This window comes from Mesorhizobium sp. USDA 4413 (assembly GCF_056280365.1).
The window spans coordinates 1123381-1145446 of record NZ_JBVPRP010000001.1; the positions used below are offsets into that span (position 1 = coordinate 1123381).

Consider the following 22066-nt stretch of genomic DNA (forward strand, 5'->3'; position numbering starts at 1 on the left):
CTGCACGCCTTCATGCGGCGTCTGCCTAGACCATCGTCCAGCCAAGGGGAAGCACGTTTTCCGCATAGGTCGGCGGACAGGCAAAACCGCTGGCCCCGACCCGGGAAAGAAAGACCCCGCCGGATTGCTCCGGCGGGGTTCGGGCGCGGTAATACCGGCTCCTTACTGAAGGTTGTTGGTCGCGGGGTTCCGCTGCAACCTTGGTCGGTCTCGTGGCACCAACTGCTGCAGGATGTCTGGATTGAGCAGCAGGTCCGGATCGATCTCCAAGCCTGGCCGTCGGCGGATCGGGAAGCAATCCGGGTACCGTCCGGTCGTCCCGACCGGGCATCGCCGCCGGATGATCGGCTGGCAAATGCCATCGATCATCTCCGAGCCCGGAGCGCATTCAGCGTCAACAACCCTGCGGCACGCGCCTTCGATCACTTCCGTTCCGCGCGGGCACACACAGGCGCCGCGCTTGTTGAGGATCTGGCCGCGGATGGAGCAAGCTTGTGGCTTCCTGACTGGCGCGCAAACCTTGCCTCTCACCTCCGTCCCTTTCGGGCAGACGCAATCGCCATCGGCATTGCGCACTTGGCCACGGATGCGGCACTGGGCGGGCGGCTGCCTGTCGGGCACGCAAGCTTTGGCGACGCGGTCGAAATGCGTGCCCTTGGGGCAAGCACACCCATTCGTTGTCGGCACCGCGCCGCGAATCGTGCATTTCGGCGGGGCGACCTGACAGACGCCGTTCACCAACTCGCCGCGGCGGCAGACGCAGTTGCCCTCCTGGTCGCGGTACTGGCCAGGACGCAATGTGCATTGCGGCTCCTGCGGCTCGCCGCCTTTGACGCACTTGCCGTTTTCCAGCTCCGTGCCGCGCGGGCAGACGCAGCGTCCGTCCGCCGTCCGGATCTGGCCCTGCAGCAGAACGCAGCGCGGCGGCACCGGCAATGGTTGCAGCTTGCCGCCGCCCGAACTGCACTGGCCGTTGCGGAAGGTGCTGCCTTCCGGGCAGACGCAGCGGCCGGCCGGGTTAAGCACCATGCCGTTCGAGCACTGGTCCTTCACCTCATGCCGGATGGTGAAGGGATGGCAGGCATAGGCCTTGCCGCGATCGCCCTGGATATTGGTCTGGTCGCGCGACAGCACATCGCCGCCGCCTTGCACCGGCGTGTTCGGAGGAAGCACGCCGACGCAGTTCTGGCCGTTGACCGTGCCCTTGAGATCGGCAAGGCGCCCGTCCTCGGGAAGGATCACGGTGACGTGGTGACTGTGGCTTTCGCCGGCGCCCAGCATCAGATTGGCGATGCAGGACGCGGGGAGCGCTGTCGGCTCCGGCGAGCAGCCGAAGGGCGGGTCGATCGAGGTGATCTGAACGCCTTCCAGCCGACCGAGACCCTCTACGCCGATCGCATCGCCGATGCGGACCGGACCGGAGAAGGGATTCGGCCCGTCATTCGTGATGGTGATCTCGAACGAGCAGGGTTGTCCCGGCCGGCACTCGGCATCGCCGGTCTTCTCGATGCGGATGGTGGAGGCGCCACCGCCCTTCGCGCAAGCCTGGCCGATCGGATAGACGATGTCGTCGCCCGGCGCTGGCCCCAAGCTGCCGCGCGCGCAGTTCTCGAACGCGCCATTGCCGCTCACCGTCACGTCGAAGTGCCGGCTGGTTCCGGGCGTCATTACGGCGCCGGGAATCTGGCACGACAGCGTGTCGGCAGGCACCGGTCCGCAAGCCCAGTCCGCGCCGTCCGGAGCCACGGTCTGGATTTGCACCGGCGCGCCCCCCGACACCAGCGTCGCGGCATCGTTGATCCGCACTGGAGCGGTGGGAGCCGAGGTGCCGGCATTGGTGACGGTGATGCGGCAGGAAACAGCGGCACCGGCGAGAGAGCCGCCGCAGGTCTTGGTGATGCGCAAGCCGGGCTGGCCGCCATTCGGATGGCGGATGCGCTCGGTCGCGCAGGCCTTGTTGTTGGCGAGGTCGGCCTCGCCGGGAATGCCTTTCACCTCGGCGCAGTTCTCCACCGTGTCCGGCCGGTAGTTTGCCGGCATCGCCGCCTTGACGACGATCGGCGTCGAGGCGCCCGGAGGCAGCGAGATGCCGGCATTGTCGCAGCGGAACTGGCCGGGGCCGTTCGGCCCGCAGTTCCATGGCGGGCTCGGCCCGAAGGTCGACGAGGTCGGCGCGCCGCCTGGATAGGTGTCGATCACCGTCAGCGGCCCATTATAGGTGCCGGTGCCGTTGTTGATGATGTCGATCACGAAGGTGCAGACGCCGTCCGGTGTGCAGACCGGGGTGCGGGCGCGCTTCTTCAGGATCAGGTCGACCTTCTTCTCCACCGGCGGATTGCACTGCGGATCGCGGTCGCCACGGCGGCAGATTGGGATCGAGGCGCAGCCGCGGTCGTTCTGCTGGCTGCCGAACAGCGGCTTGCCGCTGGCCTTGTAGTCATAGGCGACGCAATTGCGCAGCACGCCGCCCTGCCAGCCGCCCGCCGGCTTGAAGCCGAGCTTGAGGTTGACGGAAGCGCCGGGATTGAGCGTGGTCGCCGGATAGGTGCAGGTCATCGGTGTCGTGCCTGGCACGCAGGCCCAAGGCGCGTTTGGCCCGGAGGTCAGCACGGAGCCGGCCGGCAGCGTCACCTCGTCGAGCACGATGTTGCCGTTATAGGGCGCATCGCCGACATTGGTGACGGTGATGGTGAAATCGCAGCCGCCGGCCATCGTGCAGCGCGGCACGTCGGCATGCTTCTCGACCTTGAGGTCGGGCTGTTTTTCGGGCGGGCACTTCAAGTCGCGCGGGATGACGATGTCGATCACCTGCGTGCAGCAGAGCCCCCAGCCCTCCTTCGGCCCGGCATAGGTCTCGATGCCAGTGACGATGAGGTGGATGGCCTCGCCGGGCGAGGCGCCGATGATCTTCCAGTTCAGCACGCCGCCGCCGACCGGCACCTTCTGCGTGTCGGGAACGATGCTGATGCCTGGTGTCGTCGTCGACACCTGCACCCATTTGCCGGCCATCTCGGGTCCGACCGGCATATGGTAGATGAAAGCGCCGCCGCCGGGCACGCAGTCGACTGTGCCGTGCTCGACCTTGAAGCATTCCTTGTCCGGAGGCGGAGGCGGCGGGTTGCACTTGGTCGGGTCGATCTTGATCGAGGTCTTCACCCCGGTAAGGAAATCGCCGTCGTCGGGCTTGTCCGGATCCTGCGAGGGGATCGTTGTTGGCGGACCGCCCCTGAAGACCACCTCGATCTCACCCTGATTGTCGACCGCCGTCGGCACGGGAAAGGTCGCATGGTCTATCTTGGCGGTGATGCGGAAGGTGATGACGCGTTCGTTTGCGGCGCCCGCGCCATCGAGGTTGACAGCACTGATGCGGAAGTTGGAAACGCTCGCCGTGTCGTTCGGGCCGGCCGACGTGCTGATGGAAGCAGCCGGCAGCGGTCCGCCGGAAGCGCCAGTGCCGTCGCCTGCGACATCGACGCTGACGATCTGCAGGCCGTGCGGCAGTTGGTCCCTGAAATCGAGCCTTGTCGCCTTGAGCAAGGCAGCCACGCTTGGCCGGTCGAAGTCCTGCGGGTCGCCATGGATGCCGAAGCTCAGGACATATTCGACCGTATCGCAGCTTTTCTGGCCGCCTTTCTTGGTGAAGAACGGCACGATCCGCGCAAGCTCCGCATTGATGCCGCGTGACGCTGGATTGGCGGCCTGACTGGTCGCGGCCGGAGCCTGGGCGAGCGCCGGCAAGGCCGGCATGATGGGGACCGCGATACCGGCCGCCATCAGCCAGCGCGCGCCGCGCCTGGCATATGACAGGGGTTTCATGATCGTTTTCATGACGGTTTTGCGCGAGGCGAAGCGGGAATGGGCGAGATCGCTCATCTGTCCCTCCTCGGCGCTTCGCAGTCGACGGCTGGCGTCCTGAGCGGCAGTGTCATCTTGCAGCAAGGGTAGTAGCCGCCCTTGTCCTGATCGGACTTGCGGTAGAAGCAGAGCCCGACATCAACGGTGTCGCCTGGATTGTGGCTGGTGATGTCGACCGTGTAGGGCTTGCCCGGAACATGCGACATGGGGGTTGTCACCCCGACGCCGGGCGTCCTGGACTGCGCCTTGATCGAATCGCCGCCTAAGCCGGCATGGTCATGGAGAGTAAGTTCGGCCCGCAGCCCGCGCGGCGTGCAGTAATAATGCACGTCCTCGACATCCACACAGGGCGGCGTATTGCCGGGCGGCGGGAAATCGGGCGGATAGAACGGAGGCAGATAGCCGCCGCCGGGGATTTCCTCGTAATAGCCGGCGCGGCCCTCGCAAGGGCGCCAGACCCTGACGTCGCCGACATGGCCTTGGACGTCCGGGTCTTCGAAATAGCCGTCGAAATCGACGAACCAGGAGCCGAAAGGCGGCACGTTGGCCGGCTTGACCTGCGCGCTCGGCGTCAGCTGCACGCCATGCACGGCAAGCGGTCCGCCGGCGCCGAGCCGCTCGGCGAGGTCCGGATTGTCGCGCAGCTTGTCGCCGGCGTTGACGACGGTGTCGGTGCAGACGGACGTGTCGAGATTGCCCTCGGCGTTATAGCGATATTGCAGGTCGACGCCGCCGGCCGACTGGCGATTGCCCTGCGGGAAGCCGACCGCATATTCCTGCGGCACCTCGACCCAGGCCGATTCCGTCGCCGGATCGTCTGGATCCTCGCGCCAGTAGCGGATTAGCTCGCCTTTGCCGGAGGAGGCGAAACGGCTGTAATCGTAGCGGTTCTCGACCGGGCCGCGCTGAGCGAGATACATGAAGCCCTTGTTGTCGAAGGCGATGTCGGTGATGGCATAGTCCTGGTCCGCCTTGACCGTCAGCTCCCAGCGCGGATCGCCGGCAAAGCTTCCGTCGCTCGCAATGCCGACCGACCAGATTTCGGCCTTCTCGCCGACGGAATAATAGAGCCGCCCGCCATGATAGGCGACGGCCCAGACGCGGCGCGCATCCTGCGTATAGCCCCAGGTCTCGGGGTTTTCGCTATCGAAAGCGGCAGCCTGGATGTTCATCACGGCGCCGTCGTCGGCGACCGGGGCGAGCCCATGCGCCGGGCGCCCGGCAACGCCATGGTCGAAGCTGTCGATCAGATTCCCTTCGATATCGATGCGGTGAATGAGCCCGGTATCGAGATCCGAAGCGAAGAACTCGCGATGGGTCGGATCGAAGGCGAGATTGCCGATGCCGGGCCCGCTGTTGGTGTCGATATCGGCGAATTTGGAGACCGCGCCCGTGGTGCCGTCGATCTTCCAGATCGTGCCTGGACCGCCGCCATTCTCGGTGCCGAACTGGCCGTCCATGAAGACCGCCCCCGCGGCGCCGCGGCGCTGCCGTTCCGGCCTGCCGTCATTATCGGCGTCCGTGGTGACGATCTCGATGCCATACAGAGAGGTCGCGGCCGCGTAGAGGTTGGGAACGCTCGATGGCACGCCGTCGCGCACGCCGTCGTCATAGGCGAGGCCGAACACCTCCCCGATCTGGCCGGCCGTCACCTCGAAGGGCGGAGGCGTGTTTACCAGTTGGCCGGAAGCCGGCCCGCCGAGATTGGAAACATTGAAAACGCGCAAGGAGGCGCGGGATGTGTCGATGAAGGTCTCGTCGACCGGGTCGGCGCCGGGCGGCAGGCCCTGATCGAAATCGGGAATGGTGGTGCCCGGAAAGCCGCTGACCGCCATCGAGCCGGGATAAATGATCCGGGTTTCCTGCGCCTTCGCTACGCCACCGAGAAAGAGGCCGGCGGACAGCGCCAGGGCAAGAATTCCGCTGCTTGTCGCGATTGCGCGGCGCAAATTGTCGCCGTGGGAACGCAGGAACGAGCCGCGAACGCCAGACATTGAACTCCCCCCGAAGCCGCTGGAAGGAACGTCCGCCTCCGCCGCGCCAATCAGGGCAAGGCGCGGCGTTGCAGCACGTTCTTCCCTGATCGAATTGTCTGTTTTCCTGCTTGTGACGATACGCCGGCTCGTATGCGGGGTCAACGGAATCAGCCGGAAGCCCAGCGCGTCGGCCCCTTCCCTAAGGCGGTGATCGCGCCGGACTCCCGTTGCTCCCGGAGACCGCGAAGTCTCTGGGTTCCTGATCATAGCGGCTTTCCTTTCCGGGCCGCACCATAGCGGCGCCTGACCGTCAGTCGCTGGCTGGCGGGAAAAGGTTCACGGGAAGATAGCGGAGCGGAAAGCGCCCTCGATTGTCACCAGATCCAGTCGCCCCGGCCGAGCGCCGAAACCGCCTCGACGATGCGGGTGAAGCTCGTCCGTGCACGGCCGACCATGTGCCGGGCCCTGAGGTAACCATGCACCAGCCCTGGCTCCTCGAACCAGGTGGCGCGTCCGCCGGCTGCAACGACGCGGTCGCGATAGGCTTCGCCGTCGGAGGAGAGCGGATCGCATTCCGCGGTGATCAGCACCGTTGGCGGCAAGTTGGCGAAATCGGCATCGGCGAGCGGATAGAGCGTGATGTCGCCGGTCAGGTCGGCGCCGCCGGTGCGGATATGCTTGTAGAAGTCGACGTCGCGCACGGTCAGCATCGGCGCCTCGGCATGGGTCACATGGGAGCCGCGCGAATGGTCGCCGCCAAGGCCGGGATAGATCAGCACCTGGCCGGCCGGCTTCTTCCTATGGCCGCGCGTCGCATGCGCGACCGCCGCGCAGAGATTGCCGCCGGCGCTGTCGCCGCAGAGCAGCACCGGGCAGTCATAGGTCCTGGCGGACCATTCGAAGGCGTCCATGGCGTCGTCGAAGGCGGCCGGATGCAGATGCTCGGGCGCCAGCCGGTAGTCGAGCGAGACCACATCGAAGCCGGTGCGGGCGCAAAGCTCGGCGCAGACATCGTCATGGCTGTCCAGCCCGCCAAGAATGAAGCCGCCGCCATGGATATAGAGCACCATCGCGGCCTTGTTCGGCGCCGCATTGCGGTAGATGCGGATCGAGATCTTATTGGTGGGCGCGGCAACGGCAGTCGTCTCCGCCGTCACCCCTTGCGGATAGCCGGCAAAGAACTCACGGCACATCCGGTCGTATATCTCGCGCTGCTCTGCGATGGTGTAGTCGATCGTATCGGGCGGGTAGTAGGAGTTGGTCTTCTCGATGAAGGCCCAGGTCTCGGCGTCGATGAGGGTTTTGTAGTCGGTCATAGACACTCCTTACCTCCCCCTCGATGGAGGAGGTCGCCGCGAAGCGGCGGGTGGGGGTGGCGGCGCTTCACCCCGCCCCCGGACCTTCGGTCCGACCCTCCCCATCGAGGCGAGGGTAAGCCAGCGTTATCGTCCCTTCCACACCGGGTCGCGCTTCTCCGCGAACGCGCGGAACCCTTCCATATTGTCTTCCGACCCATAGAGCTTGTCGACCGTCGGCAGCTGCCGGCGCGTCACCTTGTTCATGGCGTCCTGGAAGGTCAGCGCCTCGGCAACTCGCGCCGTCTCCTTGATCGAGGCGAAGACTAGCGGCGGGCCGCTGGCCAAAAGCCTCGCGATCTCCCAGACGCGCTCCTCGAGCTTTTGCTTGGGCAGCACCTCGTTGACCAGGCCCCAGCGATGTGCTTCCGCCACATCCATCCAGCGGCCGGTGAACAGGAGGTCCATGGCGATGTGGTAGGGAATGCGCTTCGGCAGCTTGATCGTCGCCGCGTCGGCCAAAGTGCCGGCGCGGATCTCCGGCAGCGCGAAGGAGGAATGGTCCGAGGCATAGATGAGGTCGCAGGATAGCGCCAGCTCGAAGCCGCCGCCCACCGCCATGCCGTTGACGCAGGCGATCACCGGCTTGTTGAGATCGCGCAACTCCTGCAGCCCGCCAAAGCCGCCGACCCCATAGTCGCCGTCGACCGCATCGCCGGCGGCGGCCGCCTTCAGGTCCCAGCCGGCGCTGAAGAACTTGTCGCCGGCCGTCTTGACGATGGCGACGCGCAATTCCGGATCGTCGCGGAACGCCTTGAAGGTCTCGCCCATCAGTCGCGACGTCTTGAGGTCGATCGCATTGGCCTTTGGCCGGTCGAGCGTGACTTCGAGGATCGCGCCTTCGCGGCGGGTGGTGATGACGTCAGCCATTCTTCTTCTCTCCAAGCACGAGCAGGGCGTCCGCGATCCATGCGCCCTTGCCTTCGGCGCAGACGATCAGCGGGTTGATGTCGAGTTCTTCGATCTCGCCTTCGTTCTTCTGCACGAAGTCGGCGATGCCGGCGATGGCGTCGATGGCGGCGTTGACGTCGGCCTTCGGCCGCCCGCGATAACCTTCGAGGAGAGGATAGAGCTTGAGCCCACGCAATGCCGCCTCGATGTCGTCACGCGTCGCCGGCAGCATCAGGGTGACGCTGTCGCGCAGCAGCTCGACCAGCACGCCGCCGGTGCCGAGGGTCATCACCACGCCGAACATCGGGTCGCGGGTGAAGCCGACGATCAGTTCGGCGACGCCGTCGCGCACCATGCGCTCGGCATAGAGTCCCGTGCCGAGCGGCAGAAGGTCATGCGCGGCGGCGCTGACGGATTCGGCATCCTTGAGGTTCAGCCTGACGGCGCCGACTTCCGACTTGTGCGTCACGCCGAGCGCCTTGAGCGCCACCGGAAAGCCAAGCGTCATGGACGAGATCACCGCCTCGACCGCATTGGAAGCACGTTCGCCCTTCGGCACCGGCAGGCCGGCCTTGATCAGCCTTTCCTTGGCTTCGGCCTCGTCCGGCGTGACGCGCTTGGCTTCGGCCGCGCCGGCGGCCGTTGTATCGACCGGCTGCGCCTGCGGCTCGCGCCACGCCCAGCCGATGAAGGCGGCGGCCTGGGCGGCATCCATGGCTTCGGAGATGCCGAACAACGGCACCATGCCGCGCGCCATCAGGCCGGCGGTGTATTCCTCAGGCAGGTTCTCCGGCAGCGAGGAGACGATCGCGCCTTGCGCCTTGTTGGTCTTCAGCGCCGCCTCGAAGGCACGCAGCGTCGCCCACCAGTCGACGTCCGAGCAGCGGTCCGGGCGCGGGAAGTCGAGCACCAGCATGTTGAGATCGAAGCCGCCCGACACCATCGCGGTGAAGGTGGCGGTCATAGCCGGCTCGTTGTTCCAGATGAAGGTGTGGTAGTCGAGCGGATTGGCGACAGCGACCAGCGGGCCGAGCGTCGATTTGACATGCGCGCGATGCTCGGCCGTCAGTGCGGGGAAATGCACCCAGCGCCCCTCGGCGCTGTCGGCCATCACCGAAGCCTCGCCGCCGGAGCAGCTCATCGACGACAGCCTGTAGCCGGGCAGCGGCCCGGTGATGTGCAGCAGCTTCAGCGCCTCGATGAAGGCCGGAATGGAATCGACGCGCGCAATGCCAAGCCGCTTCAGGAAAGCGCCGGAGGCGGCGTCGGAGCCGGCCAGCGAAGCGGTGTGCGAGACCGTCGCCTGCCGCGCCTGTTCGGACCGCCCGACCTTCATGGCGATGATCGGCTTCTTCAATTCGCGCGCCCGTGCCGCCAGCTTCTCGAAGCCGGCGACTGAGTCGAAGGCTTCGATATGCAGGCCGAGCGAGGTGACGCGTTCGTCCTCGATCAGGCCCAATGCCATTTCCGAAAGGCCGGTCTGCGCCTGGTTGCCCGCCGTCATCAGGAAGGCGATCGGCAGGCCGCGCTTCTGCATCGTCATGTTGATGGCGATGTTGGACGACTGGGTGATGATGGCCACGCCCTTGCCGCCCTCGGCCAGGCGGATGCCGCCATGCTGATCGGGCCACAGCAACGCGCCGTCGGCATAGTTGATCAGGCCGTAGCAGTTCGGGCCGATGATCGGCATATTGCCGGCGGCGGCGACGAGCTCCGCCTGCAGCCGCTCGCCGTCCTCGTCATAGGCTTCGGTCTCGAGGAAGCCGGCCGCGAAGCAGACGGCGCCGCCGGCGCCGCGCTCGGCCAGCGCCTTGATCACCTCGATGGTAAGATGCCGGTTGACGCCGACAAAGGCGGCGTCCGGCGCTCCGGGCAGGTCGGCGACCGAGCGGTAGGCCTTGCGGCCGGCGACCTCGTCCTTGGTCGGGTGCACCGGCCAGATTTCGCCGGCAAAGCCCATCTTGATCGACTGCGCCACGACGGCGGCGGCCTGCGCCCCGCCGAACACGGCGATCGATTTCGGGCGCAGGAGACGTTCGAGTTTATGCATGGCCATCTTTTCGTTTGAGCGCGATCTTGTCCAAGGCCGGATTCCGGCCTTGGCATATCATGCTCTAAGCTCCGAACGGACGCAGCAGCGCCCGCGAAATAATATGTCGCTGAATCTCCGACGTGCCTTCCCAGATGCGCTCGACACGGGCGTCGCGCCAGATGCGCTCCAGCGGCAGGTCGTCCATCAGCCCCATGCCGCCATGGATCTGGATGGCTTCGTCGGCGACATAGGCCAGCATTTCGGTGGCCTTGAGCTTGGCCATGGCCATGTCCTGGTCGGTGACGGTGCCCTGATCGTACTTCCAGCCGGCTTCGAAGACCATCAGGTCGGCGGCCTTCAGTTCCGTCGCCATGTCGGCGAGCTTGAAGGAGACGCCTTGGAACTTGCCGATCTGCTGGCCGAACTGCTGGCGCTGCGCGGCATATTCGATGGCATGCGACAGCGCGCGTTCGGCGCGGCCGAGGCAGGTGGCGCCGACCTGCAGACGGGTCGCGCCGAGCCAGGAATTGGCGACGTCGAAGCCCTTGTGCACTTCGCCGAGCACCTGGGAAGCCGGCAGCCGGCAGTCGTCGAACTCCAGGATCGAGTTGGTATAGCCGCGATGCGAGACATTGCGGTAGCCGTCGCGCACCGTGAAGCCCTTGGTGCCCTTGTCGACGAAGAAGGCGGTGATCTTCTTGCGTTTGCCACGCGGTGAATCCTCTTCGCCCGAGGCCATGAAGACGATGGCGAAGTCGGCGATGTCGGCGTGGCTGATGAAATGCTTGGTGCCGTTGAGCACCCAGTCAGAGCCGTCCTGCATGGCGGTGGCCTTCATGCCGCGCAGGTCGGAGCCTGCGCCCGGCTCGGTCATCGCCAGGCAGTCCCACTTCTCGCCGCGAATGCAAGGGAAGAGGTATTTCTCGCGCTGCTCCGGCGTGCCGGCGAGCAGGATGTTGGACGGGCGCGCCACGCAGGTCCAATGCAGCGCGTAATTGGCGCGGCCGAGCTCCTTCTCGTAGAGCAGCCAGCTCACCGTATCGAGGCCGGCGCCGCCGACATCGGCCGGCATGTTGGCCGCGTAAAGCCCGGCCTCGATCGCCTTGGCCTTCAATTCGTCGATCAGCTCGCGGCGCAGCACGCCGGTGCGCTCCACCTCGCGCTCATGCGGGTAAAGCTCGTTCTCGACGAAGGCGCGCGTCGTGTCGACGATGAGCTTCTGTTCTTCCGAAAGACCGAAATGCATCGCCTCACCCCTTCTTCTTGCTCTTCTTCGCCTTATCGGCCTTGGCGGGCTTCCCGGCTTTTATCGGCTTTTCAGCCTTTGCCGGCTTCTCGGCCTTCTTCGCCGGCTTGGCCTTTGCGACAGGCTTGGCCGGGGTCTTCCTTGCCGCCAGCTTGGCGAGCTGCCTGGTATAGTCCTTGTGCAGCGCGCCGGCGCCCCAGCCCTTGCCCTTGTTCTGCTTCGATAGCGCTTCCATGATCGCGACCAGATTGTCGTCGCGGATGCGCTCCAGCTCGCGGATCGAGAGGCCATGCGCCTGCTCGTCCGACTGCGTGGCGATCAGGTCGACCAGTTCGTCGTTGAACTCCGGCACGTCCATCAGCTTGGTCCATGGCCATTTCAGGCAGGGTCCGAACTGCGCCATGAAGTGGCGCATGCCAGCCTCGCCGCCGGCGACGCGATAGACCTGGAACATGCCCATCTGCGCCCAACGCAGGCCGAAGGAATAGCGCATGATGTCGTCGAGCTCCTCGACGGTGCAGATGCCGTCCTTGACCAGCCACAGCGCCTCGCGCCAGGCGGCTTCGAGCAGGCGGTCGCCGACAAAGGCTTCGATCTCCTTGCGCACCACCACCGGCTTCATGCCGATCGAGGCGTAGAGCTCCTTGGCGACCTCGATCGCCTCGGGGAAGGTCTGTTCGCCGCCGACGATCTCGACCAGCGGCAGAAGATAAACCGGGTTGAACGGATGGCCGACGACCAGCCGCTCCGGATGCTTCTTCATCGCCACCTGCATGTCGGTCGGCTTGATGCCGGAGGTGGACGAGCCGACGATGGCGTTGGCCGGCGCATGCTGGTCGATCTCGGCCAGCACCTTGTGCTTGAGGTCGAGCCGCTCCGGCACGCTTTCCTGGATGAAATCGGCGTCGGCGACCGCCTCGGCGATGGTCTTGGCGAAGGTCAGCTTGCCTTCCTTGGGCAGGCCGTCCGGCAGCATCTGCTTATAGGCGCGGCGTGCGCCCTTCATCACTTCGCCGACCTTGCGCGACGCTTCCGGATCCGGATCGAAGATCGACACATCGATGCCGTTGAGCAGCAGCCGCGCCACCCAGCCGGCCCCGATGACGCCGCCGCCGATGGCGGCAGCCTTGTTGATGATGCTCATGGTCAGGCTCCGGTTCTCGTCTTGGCTGTGTCGGGATTGGTGAGGGCGACGCGCTCGCCGGCGCGGATCACTGCCGGATCGTAGGCCTTGCGGGCAAACACTTCGAGCACGAAGGGCCGGAAGAATTCGACCGGCAGCGTCTCGTAATCGGGGTCGAAACTCGACTGGTCCCAGCGCTCGCAGAACTGGTCGCAATCGTCGAAATAGGGATGGCCGGCGAAGCGGTCGCGGGCATGCCGGTTGCCGCCCAGGTGATGAGCGTAATAGAGGCGCTGGAAGTCGCCGTGCTTCTCCACGACCCAGGTGCATTGCTCGCGCACAAAAGGCTTCAGGATCGTCGCGGCATACTCATCGTGATTGTAGGGCGCGTAGATATCGCCGATGTCATGCAGCAGCGCCGAGACGATCCAGTCGGTGTCGGCGCCATCCTTCCAGGCGCGCGTCGCCGCCTGCAGGGAATGGCCAAGCCGGGTGATCTTGTAGCCGGAAAGCCCTTCGTCCAATTGCACGAGCGCGTCGAGCAGCCGGTCGCCGGTCTTGGCGGCATAGTCGATCTCATGGGCGGTCAGGAATTCGTAGTCTTCCTTGTCGCCGTCCTTCATCGCGGTGAATTTGACGGTAGCCATCGTGCGCGCTCCCCGCCTTATGCCGCGGCTGCGATCGGCGCCCGCTTGGTTAGATTGAGCTTCTTGCGCACTTCCTCAGGACCGAGCACGCGCGCGCCGAGATTGGTGACGATGCTCACGGCGCGTTCGACGAGTTGCGCGTTGGTGGCCAGCACGCCCTTGTCGAGCCACAGATTGTCCTCAAGGCCGACGCGGACATTGCCGCCGGCAAGCACGGCGGCCGCCGCATAGGCCATCTGGTTGCGGCCGATCGAGAAGGCCGACCAGTTCCAGGTCGAGGGCACGTTGTTGACCATCGCCATGAAGGTGTTGAGGTCGTCCGGCGCGCCCCACGGCACGCCCATGCAGAGCTGCACCAGCGCGTCCGGGTTGAGCACCTTCTCCTCGACGAGCTGCTTGGCGAACCACAGATGTCCGGTATCGAAGGCCTCGATCTCCGGCTTGACCCCCAGCGCCGTCATCATGCCGCCCATGGCGCGCAGCATGCCCGGCGTGTTGGTCATCACATAATCGGCCTCGGCGAAGTTCATCGTGCCGCAATCCAGCGTGCAGATCTCCGGCAGGCACTGGCGGACATGCTCCATGCGGTTCGACGCGCCGCCCATGTCGGTGCCTTTCTCGCTCAGCGGCAGCGGGCTTTCCGGCGGGCCGAACACCATGTCGCCGCCCATGCCGGCGGTGAGATTCAGCACCACGTCCACATTCGCCTCGCGGATGCGCTCGGTCACTTCGCGGTAGAGATGCACGTCGCGCCTGGGCTTGCCGGTCTCGGGGTCGCGCACATGGCAGTGGACGATCGCGGCGCCCGCCTTGGCCGCGTCGATCGCCGAATCGGCGATCTGCTTGGGCGAGCGCGGCACGTGTGGGCTGCGGTCCTGCGTGCCGCCGGAACCGGTCACGGCACAAGTAATGAAGACCTCACGGTTCATCGCGAGCGGCATCGTCTTTCCTCCCAGATTCGATCGGCCATCCATGTCGAGCAAAAAGCTGGAAACCGGCTTTGCTATGACGACCATGCGCCGAAGCTGGCCAAGAATGACCGACTTGCCGGAAACTGTTTTGCGTTTTACGAAGCTCTCATGATAAAAAGCGAAAAGCCGACCATCTTTCGTGCCGAGCGCGAAACGCTGAAGGTGACGTTCCTGGTGTTCTCGGGCTCGTCGATCATGTGCGTGGCCTCGGCGGTCGATCCGTTGCGCGCCGCAAATCGCGTCTCGGGCGAGACGCTGTTCGATTTCAAGCTGGTCTCGGTCACCGGCGAGGCGCCGGTCACGACTTGCGGCCTTCCCGTGTCCGTCAGCGGCCGCTTCGACGCGGCCGAGCCGACCGACATGCTGGTCGTCGTCGCCGGCTTCGGCACGCAGAACTACGCCACGTCGGCATTGCTTGCCGGCTTGCGCAGGGCGGCGCGTGCGGCCCGCGCCTGCGGCGGCGTCGAGGCCGGCACCTGGCTGGTGGCGCGCGCCGGCCTGCTCGAGGGCCGCAGCGCCACCACGCATTGGGAGGACATGGAAGATTTTTCCGCCGCATTCCCGGGCGTCGACGTTCGGCCGGACCGCTATGTCATCGACGGTCCGGTCTTCACCTCCGGCGGCGCCTCGCCAACCTTCGACCTGATGCTGCATCTCGTTCGCACAAGGCTCGGCATGGCCGTGGCGCTCGATGTGGCGAGCGTCTTCATCTACGACCAGGCCCGCGCCGCGACGGATGCGCAGCCGCTGGTCTCGCTCGGCCGGCTCGACGGCTACGACCCTAGGCTCGCCCAGGCGATCCGCTTGATGGAATCGCATGTCGACCAGCCGCTCACCATCGATGCGGTGGCAAAACGCGCCGGCGTCACGGCACGGACGCTGGAAGGCATTTTTCGCAGATCGATCGGCGAGACGCCCGGCGCCTACTATCTGAGGCTGCGCCTCAGCGCCGCCCGCCGCCTGGTGGTCGACACGCGCATCGCCATGGCCGATATTGCCGGACGCACAGGCTTTTCGTCCGCCGCGGCTTTTTCTAGGGCGTTCTCCAGGGCGTTCGGCGAGGCGCCGGTCAGGCTGCGGCGCGGCTGATTATCCAATCGGTCGCTGCCGCCAGATCGTCGACCACAGCCGTAGGCGCCGGATCGAAGCGCGTTTCGTCGCCAGGACGGTACTTGCCGGTCCGCACGAGCAGCGCCGCGCCGAGCCCGGCGCGCAAAGCACCGGCAACATCGCTCTCCGCATCGTCGCCGACCATGACCGCATCGGCCGGCGGGCAACTCAAACCGGCAAGCGCCGAGTGGAAGAATTCAGGCGAGGGCTTGCCGAGCACGACCGGGCTGCGGCCGCTGGCGAATTCGAGCGCCGCGACGAAGGCGCCGGTGTCGAGGCTGAGCAGTCCGTCGGCATCCTTGAAGGTTCGATTGATGGCCAAAGCCAGAAAATCGGCGCCGGCGACCAGTTCGCGGAACGCCCGGTTGAGGCTTGCATAATCGAACGCCTCGCCGGCATCGCCGACGACGACGGCTTTATCGCTTCCGCCTTCCACTCCGGAAAACTCGGCCTTGAGGTCGGGATGGACGAGCAGATGCGGTCGGCGGCCATGCTTGCGGAGCCATTCGACGGCTGCGCGCGCCGGCGTCTGCAATTCCTCGTCATCTACCTCGATGCCCAGCCCGGCAAGCTGGGCAATGATTGCGTCGCGCGACGAACGTGTCGTGTTGCTGACGAAACGGAGCGGCAGACCGGTGCCGCGCAGCCGCTCCATGGCTGCCGCGGCGCCTGCTATCTGGACGTCGCCATCGTAGACAACACCCAGAAGATCGAGCAGCACCGCGCGTATCATCGATGCAGGATGGAGAAACAGTCTCCGTTCGTCAAATTAAGGAAGAATCAGGCCATGGAAGAATCAGGCGGCGTCGCGGCCTTCACCGACGATGCGCGAGCGCATGCTCCTGGCCAGCGCCGTTTCGAGCCGCGCGGCGACCGCGCGATCCCATTCATTTGGCTTGCGGGCGCCGTCTTTCGAATGCGGCAGCGCCATCAGCCGATCGATGATCGAACCAGCCTCGCTGGGAGAGAGCAGGGCGTCGATTTCGCGTTCGTGCTGCATAACGTTTCGCCTCCTTCTTTCCTTCCCGCCACAGGAGTCACGTTTATACGAGTTCCGTGACGGCTGTTTGAAGGCAAGGATGGGGCGATTGAGGGGCGGTTCGGGGCAAGACCTTGTCGTGAAGTCCTGCCCCGCGCGAAGGCGAATTTAACGGCAGCCGCTGCGGTCGGGCAGCCGCTGCGCAGTCAGACGTAGCGATTGACGATGTTTTCGAGCAGCTCCTGCCGGCCGGAGCGCGGCTGCGGCTCGATCTTCTCCTTCACCACGCGTTCGGCGATCTCCTCCAGCGTGCGCTTGCCCGACAGCATCGCCTTGCCTTCGGCCGTGTTCCAGCCGGCATAGCGTTCGGCGAGCGGGCCGGATAGCGCTTTATCCTCGACCATCTTGGCCGCCGCCTTGAGGCCGCGCGCGCAGGCATCCATGCCGCCGATATGGCCGATCAGGAGATCGTCCGGGTCGAGGGACTGACGCCGGAGCTTGGCGTCGAAATTGGTGCCGCCGGTCTTGAAGCCGCCCCCCTGCAGGATCTGGTAATAGGCCAACGCCATTTCAGGAACGTTGTTGGGGAACTGGTCGGTGTCCCAGCCCGACTGGTAGTCGTTGCGGTTCATGTCGATCGAACCGAAGATGCCGAGCGCATTGGCCAAAGCCAGCTCGTGCTCGAAGGAATGGCCGGCGAGGATGGCGTGGCCCTGCTCGATGTTGAGCTTGACCTCCTTCTCTAATCCGAAGCGCTTGAGGAAACCATAGACGGTCGCGACATCGTAGTCGTACTGGTGCTTGGTCGGCTCCTGCGGCTTCGGCTCGATCAGGATCGTGCCCTTGAAGCCTATTTTGTGCTTGTAATCGACGACGAGATTGAGGAAGCGGCCGGCCTGTTCCTGCTCGCGGGCAAGGTCGGTGTTGAGCAGCGTCTCATAACCCTCGCGCCCGCCCCACAGCACATAGTTCTCGCCCTTCAGCTTCTTGGTGACATCGATGCATTTCTTCACCGTGGCCGCCGCATAGGCGAACACATCCGGATCGGGATTGGTGGCCGCGCCCGCCATGAAGCGGCGATGCGAGAAGAGATTCGCCGTGCCCCAGAGCAGCTTGACGCCGGTCTCTTTCATCTTGGTCGCGAAATAGTCGGTGATCTCGTCGAGGCGCGCAGCGCTTTCGGAGAAATCCTTGCCTTCCGGGCGCACGTCGGCGTCGTGGAAGCAGAAATAGGGCGCGCCAAGCAGCGAGAACATTTCGAAGGCGACATCGGCCTTGAGCTTGGCCAGTTCCATCGTGTCGATGCCGCCCGGCTTGGCGAACCAGGGCCGGTCGAAGGTCTGGCCGCCGAAGGGGTCGCCGCCCGGCCATGCGAAGGAATGCCAATAGGCGACGGCGAAGCGCAGATGGTCTTCCAGCCGCTTGCCGGCCACCACCTCGTCCGGATTGTAGAACCGGTAGGCCAGCGGATTGGTCGAATCCGGCCCTTCATACTTGATCTTTTTGATGTCGCCGAAAAATCCGCTGCTCATGGTTTCCTTCCTCTCCAGTGCTTTGCCCGATTACCTCAGGCGTAATTGGTTTCGCTCTTGCGGGGCGCGAAAAGGGTCATGTCGAAACCATCCAACGAAGGAGCATGACAATGACCGATCTCAACACGACTGCCCGCAACTATATCGCCGCCTGGAACGAGAGCGATGCGGCCCGCCGCAAGGCGCTGCTTGACGCCGCCTTTACCGAGGATGTCAGCTATCGCGACCCGGTCATGCAGGGCGACGGCCATGCAGGCGTCGCGGCGCTGATCGACGGCGTGCAGCAGCGCTTCGCCGGCTTCCGCTTCTGGCTGAAGGGCGAGCCGGACGGTTTCGCCGACAAGATTCGCTTCTCGTGGAATCTGGGACCCGAAGGTACCGAATCCGTCATCGAAGGCACCGATATCGGCATCATCGAGAACGGTCGCCTGAAGAGCGTCACCGGATTTTTGGACAAGGTGCCGGCGCAGTGAGGCTGCAGGAGCGAGCGGGGCGCTCCAACTGCCAATCTCCCCCCTTGCGGGGGAGATGCTCGGCAGGGCAGAGAGGGGGGCCTCGCGTCCTCTCACGCGGCTACGGCCCGGATCGCCGGATAGAGCGCACGGTAGCGCTGATAAGCATCCGCGAAGGCGCCGCCGAGGCCAGCGTCCGGCTCGATTGTCGCATCGGTCGCCGGCGCCGTGCAGACCGCAAGCGGATCGGCGCCGGTCGCGGCGATCAGACCCAGCCGCGCCGCGCCGAAGGCGGCGCCGAAATCGCCGTCGGCCGGAATATCGACCGGCACCTGCAGCGCTGTGGCAATCGCCTTCAGCCAATAGCGTGAGCGCGAGCCGCCGCCGATCGCAGTCACCCGGCTCAGCGTCGTGCCGGCTGTCTTCAGCGCTTCGAGACTGTCGCGGAAGGCGAAGGCGACGCCTTCGAGCACGGCCTGCGTCAGCACGGCCCGGCTCGACTGATGCGCCAGCCCGGTAAACGAGCCGCGAATGGCGGAATCATTGTGCGGCGTGCGCTCGCCCGACAGATAGGGCAGGAAGGTGACACCCGTCGGCGCCTTCAGCGTATCGCCGAGCTCGCCGGTCAGGTCGCCGGCGCTCTTTCCCGTGATCTCCGAAAGCCAGTTGAGCGAATCGGTGGCCGACAGGATCACGCCCATCTGGTGCCAAGTGGCGGGCAGCGCATGGCAGAAGGTATGCACCGCGCTTTCCGGATTGGGCAGATAGGAGGCGTTCGCCGCGAAGAGCACGCCCGAAGTGCCGAGCGACACGAACGCATGCCCGGCGCCCACCGTGCCCATGCCGCAGGCGGAAGCCGCGTTGTCGCCGGCGCCGCCGGCGATCGGGATGCCGGCCGTAACGCCCCACTTCGCCGCGAGCTCGCCGCGCAAGCCGCCGGCCCTCGCCGTGCCTTCGACCAGCGACGGCATGTGTTTTTCGTCGAGCGATGTCGCCGCCAGCAATTCGGGCGCCCAGCGCCGCTTGCCGACATCGAGCCAGGACGTGCCGGCTGAATCCGACATTTCGGAGATATGCTCGCCGGTCAGCCAGAGCCGCAGGTAATCCTTGGGCAGCAGCACTTTCGCTACCTTGGCAAAAATCGCCGGCTCGTTGTTCTTCACCCAGGCAAGCTTTGGCGCGGTGAAGCCGGGGAAGACGATGTTGCCGGTGAGCTTGCGGAAGCGCGGATCGGCGTCGAGCGCCGCCGCCTCGACATGGCTGCGCGTGTCGTTCCACAGGATGCAGGGGCGCAGCACCTTGTCTGCGGTGTCGAGCAGCGTGGCGCCATGCATCTGGCCGGAAAGACCGATGCCCTTGACCGCGGCAAGCTCCTTCGGGTGCGAGGCCTTGAGTTCGGCAATCGCCGTCTCGCAGGCCCCGATCCAATGGGCCGGATCCTGCTCCGACCAGCCCGGATGCGGCCGCGAGACGTCGAGCGAGCCATGGCCAGAGCCGAGGACCTTCTGGCCGTCGTCGATCAGCAGCGCCTTGACGCCCGAAGTGCCCAGGTCGAGGCCGAGATACATGATGTCCTCCCATCGCCATTAATTTTTTCGGGTCTCGAAAAAATCTGGCTTGGCCAGTTTTTAAGACAAGATCCGCCCCGGGTCAATTGTCCGGCAAATCGGCGGCGCGGCGCGAGAACAGCGCCGACAGCGGGGTGTCGGGACGGGCGAGCTGCCGCTCGGCTGTCAGCGCCCGCGCCAGCGCAATATGGCCGGCGCGCAGCGCGGCCTCGATCAAGGTCAGGTCGATCACGTCGCGCTGCGCGTGGCTGCCGCCGAAACGGTGCGCGATCGAGCGGATCGGCCGGATCAGGCGCACGGTCTCGTCGTAATTGCCCTCGCCGAAGGCCTTGATCGCGAGCGTCAGCGGATGGCCGACATCGCGGGTGAAGGCGGCATTGTCGTCGCTGCCGCGCATCGCTTCGCGCTGCGCCTCGAGCAGCGTTTTCTTCGGCGCTTCCAGCTCGGCGCCGACAAAGGCCATCATCGCATGGGCGTCGTTGAAGGCGTAGTTACCGGCGGCGGCTTTCGGGATCCAGTTTTCGGCAAGTGCCGCCCAACGGTCGCCGACATCGATGCCGCCCAGGGTGAGGCGCCACAGGATCGCCGAGGCATCGACCATGTTGAGCGCCAATGTCGAGCGGTCGCCATAGATCGGCCCGTCATAGAGCTCGAGCACCTCGTTCGTATCGCCGAGGTCATAGTGGAACAGCGCCAGGTGCCACCAATTGTGGATTTTTAGGAAGCTGTCCTTCGACCACGCGTCGGGATTGGCGCGCATCCAGGCTATGCCATCCCTTTGCCGGCTTTGCATTTCCATGACATGCGCGACCGCATGCTGCGCCCAGCCGTCGCGCGGCTCGATCTCGATGGCTTGCCGGCCCAGGGACTCGGCGCGGGCGTAATCGCCCATTTCCTCCAGCCCGAAGGCCTGCATGCCGAGAATGGCGTGGTAACCCGCCATGTTTTTCTGCCAGGCCGGCAGCGCCCGGCCGATTCGGTCGCGCAGCATGCGCGCGTTGCCGGTGAAGAAATCGATCTGGTGCCCGACCTGCAGCGCCAGCGCGTCGCGAGGATTGTCGATCGCGATATCCTCCAGGATACGGGCGGCTTCATGCCATCGCCCATCGGCAAGATGGCCAAGCGCCGCGACATGCGCCTGTTCGCGCGCCGTGGCGGCGAGCGGCAGCGCCGCCTGATGGCTGGATCGGGCGACCGCCGTCGCATCCCGCTCGGTGGCGAGGCCGAAAAGATAGCCCTTGAAGACATGCGCCATTACAAAGGCCGGGTCATTGGCAATGGCGCAGTCGATGGAACCCACCGGGTCGCCGATGAAGCATTGCAGCTCATGCACGGCGCGGGCGTAGGACGAGTATCCGGCTTCGGTCGCACCGGAATAGGTAAGACCGAATGCGTCCTTCATCATATATCCTCGCTATCGACGGCTCGAACCTAGCCGCTGGAGCGCATCGCTACGGTAGCGATGCCGGCGCCGACCAGCAGCGTTCCGCCGGTGCGGTTGAAGATGCGGATCGCCTTCGGGTTGCGCACGACCGCCCGGGCCCTGGATGCAATCAGCGCGTAGCCGAAGGCGTTGAGGAAGGCCAACGTCAGGAAGGTCGTCTCGAAGACCAGCATCTGCGTCCAGAAATCGGCATGCCGGTCGAGGAACTGCGGCAGGAAGGCGACGAAGAAGGTGATGCTTTTCGGGTTGAGCGCCGTCACCAGCCAGGCGTGGGCCATCATCCTTGCCGCCGAGACGGCGTCGGTGCGGGGTTCCGCCTTCAGCGCGCCGCCGGCGCGGAACAGCTTTATGCCGAGATAGATCAGATAGCCGGCGCCGATCACCTTGAGCACGGTGAACACCGTGGCCGAGGCCGCGAGCAGCGCGCCGATGCCGAGCATCGACAGCGTCATTGCGGTGAAGTCGCCGAGCGCGACGCCCACCGCCATCGGCAGCGCAGTGCGCCAGCCCTGGCCCAGCGCATAGGAGACGACCAAGAGGATCGTCGGGCCCGGAATGACGAGAAGGATGGAAGAGGCGGCGGCGAAGGCGGCCCAGTTTTCGAAGGACATTTCCCTGCTCCTTGAGCGCAAAGAACAGGATAAATCCCGGGGCCGGCGGGAATGTAAAGGGGCCGCTGAAAGAATCTTCGGCGAAAATCTTCAGCGCTTGGGCCGCAGCCCAATCGATCGCTGCAACCATTGGTTAGGGTTAAGCCGGACGCCCGCGTTTCACCCTTTTTCAACCATGACTGCTGAAAATGCCTGCGATCCGGCCGGACCGTGCTTCCCGCCGGCAGCGTAGGGTTTGGTGCATGCGCGAGTTGCCGCAAAGTCTGACGCCGCC

The 22066-nt window shown here is 65.4% G+C and carries 17 protein-coding genes; 2 read left to right on the forward strand and 15 right to left on the reverse strand.

The annotated features are described in order from the left end of the window. Nucleotides 1-162: 162 nt before the first annotated feature. The 9 genes from ACVMIM_RS05680 to bcoG form a co-directional block, all read right to left on the reverse strand. Nucleotides 163-3873 carry a DUF7929 domain-containing protein gene (locus ACVMIM_RS05680; protein WP_476111018.1) on the reverse strand — a complete coding sequence of 1237 codons (3711 nt, stop codon included), beginning with the start codon at nt 3871-3873 and terminating at the stop codon, nt 163-165. Beyond that, nucleotides 3870-5849, reverse strand: a complete 1980-nt coding sequence (locus ACVMIM_RS05685) for a hypothetical protein (RefSeq protein ID WP_476111020.1) — start codon at nt 5847-5849, stop codon at nt 3870-3872. The genes ACVMIM_RS05680 and ACVMIM_RS05685 overlap by 4 nt, the downstream gene beginning before the upstream one ends. A gap of 356 nt (nt 5850-6205) precedes the next feature. Beyond that, the gene (locus ACVMIM_RS05690; RefSeq protein WP_476111021.1) at nt 6206-7147 is read right to left on the reverse strand and encodes an alpha/beta hydrolase; all 942 of its coding nucleotides are present in this window, start codon (nt 7145-7147) and stop codon (nt 6206-6208) included. Nucleotides 7148-7273: 126 nt separating this feature from the next. Further along, entirely contained in the window at nt 7274-8056 is a 783-nt protein-coding gene (locus ACVMIM_RS05695; protein ID WP_476111023.1) for a carnitinyl-CoA dehydratase, read from the reverse strand. Then, entirely contained in the window at nt 8049-10127 is a 2079-nt protein-coding gene (locus ACVMIM_RS05700; protein WP_278047093.1) for an acetate--CoA ligase family protein, read from the reverse strand. Before ACVMIM_RS05700 ends, ACVMIM_RS05695 begins: the two co-directional genes overlap by 8 nt. A 64-nt stretch (nt 10128-10191) precedes the next feature. Continuing rightward, nucleotides 10192-11355 carry an acyl-CoA dehydrogenase family protein gene (locus tag ACVMIM_RS05705; protein ID WP_476111026.1) on the reverse strand — a complete coding sequence of 388 codons (1164 nt, stop codon included), beginning with the start codon at nt 11353-11355 and terminating at the stop codon, nt 10192-10194. A 4-nt stretch (nt 11356-11359) separates the two neighbouring features. Then, the gene (locus ACVMIM_RS05710; protein WP_476111028.1) at nt 11360-12499 is read right to left on the reverse strand and encodes a carnitine 3-dehydrogenase; all 1140 of its coding nucleotides are present in this window, start codon (nt 12497-12499) and stop codon (nt 11360-11362) included. A 2-nt stretch (nt 12500-12501) separates the two neighbouring features. Beyond that, entirely contained in the window at nt 12502-13125 is a 624-nt protein-coding gene (locus ACVMIM_RS05715; RefSeq protein WP_476111029.1) for an HD domain-containing protein, read from the reverse strand. Between the two features lie 17 nt (nt 13126-13142). Beyond that, nucleotides 13143-14066 carry a 3-dehydrocarnitine:acetyl-CoA trimethylamine transferase BcoG gene (bcoG, locus tag ACVMIM_RS05720; protein ID WP_041000408.1) on the reverse strand — a complete coding sequence of 308 codons (924 nt, stop codon included), beginning with the start codon at nt 14064-14066 and terminating at the stop codon, nt 13143-13145. A gap of 138 nt (nt 14067-14204) precedes the next feature. Here bcoG and ACVMIM_RS05725 point away from each other — a divergent pair, with 138 nt between their 5' ends. Continuing rightward, nucleotides 14205-15185, forward strand: coding sequence for a GlxA family transcriptional regulator (locus ACVMIM_RS05725; RefSeq protein WP_041000351.1), 981 nt, complete (start codon nt 14205-14207; stop codon nt 15183-15185). On the opposite strand, the gene ACVMIM_RS05730 is transcribed toward ACVMIM_RS05725, so the two are convergent. The 3 genes from ACVMIM_RS05730 to xylA all read right to left on the reverse strand — a co-directional run bounded on the left by ACVMIM_RS05730 (nt 15166) and on the right by xylA (nt 17717). After that, nucleotides 15166-15927: a TIGR01458 family HAD-type hydrolase gene (locus ACVMIM_RS05730; protein WP_476111032.1), complete on the reverse strand. Its 762-nt coding sequence runs from the start codon at nt 15925-15927 to the stop codon at nt 15166-15168. The two genes, ACVMIM_RS05725 and ACVMIM_RS05730, sit on opposite strands and share 20 nt — an antisense overlap. A 75-nt stretch (nt 15928-16002) precedes the next feature. Further along, nucleotides 16003-16206 carry a hypothetical protein gene (locus tag ACVMIM_RS05735; protein WP_041000347.1) on the reverse strand — a complete coding sequence of 68 codons (204 nt, stop codon included), beginning with the start codon at nt 16204-16206 and terminating at the stop codon, nt 16003-16005. A 185-nt stretch (nt 16207-16391) separates the two neighbouring features. After that, a complete protein-coding gene (gene xylA / locus ACVMIM_RS05740; protein ID WP_476111034.1) occupies nt 16392-17717 on the reverse strand; it encodes a xylose isomerase in 1326 nt (441 codons plus the stop codon). 110 nt (nt 17718-17827) lie between these two features. Here xylA and ACVMIM_RS05745 point away from each other — a divergent pair, with 110 nt between their 5' ends. Then, on the forward strand, nt 17828-18190 hold the full coding sequence (locus tag ACVMIM_RS05745; protein ID WP_476111036.1) for a nuclear transport factor 2 family protein: 363 nt from the start codon (nt 17828-17830) through the stop codon (nt 18188-18190). A gap of 92 nt (nt 18191-18282) precedes the next feature. Here ACVMIM_RS05745 and xylB read toward each other — a convergent pair whose 3' ends face one another. From xylB to ACVMIM_RS05760, 3 genes are all read right to left on the reverse strand, one after another. After that, nucleotides 18283-19737 (reverse strand): xylulokinase, encoded by a 1455-nt coding sequence (gene xylB / locus ACVMIM_RS05750; RefSeq protein ID WP_476111038.1) that lies wholly within the window; start codon nt 19735-19737, stop codon nt 18283-18285. Nucleotides 19738-19819: 82 nt separating this feature from the next. Next, nucleotides 19820-21139: a tetratricopeptide repeat protein gene (locus tag ACVMIM_RS05755; RefSeq protein WP_476111040.1), complete on the reverse strand. Its 1320-nt coding sequence runs from the start codon at nt 21137-21139 to the stop codon at nt 19820-19822. Between the two features lie 29 nt (nt 21140-21168). Continuing rightward, nucleotides 21169-21792: a LysE family translocator gene (locus ACVMIM_RS05760; protein ID WP_041000337.1), complete on the reverse strand. Its 624-nt coding sequence runs from the start codon at nt 21790-21792 to the stop codon at nt 21169-21171. Nucleotides 21793-22066 lie beyond the last annotated feature (274 nt).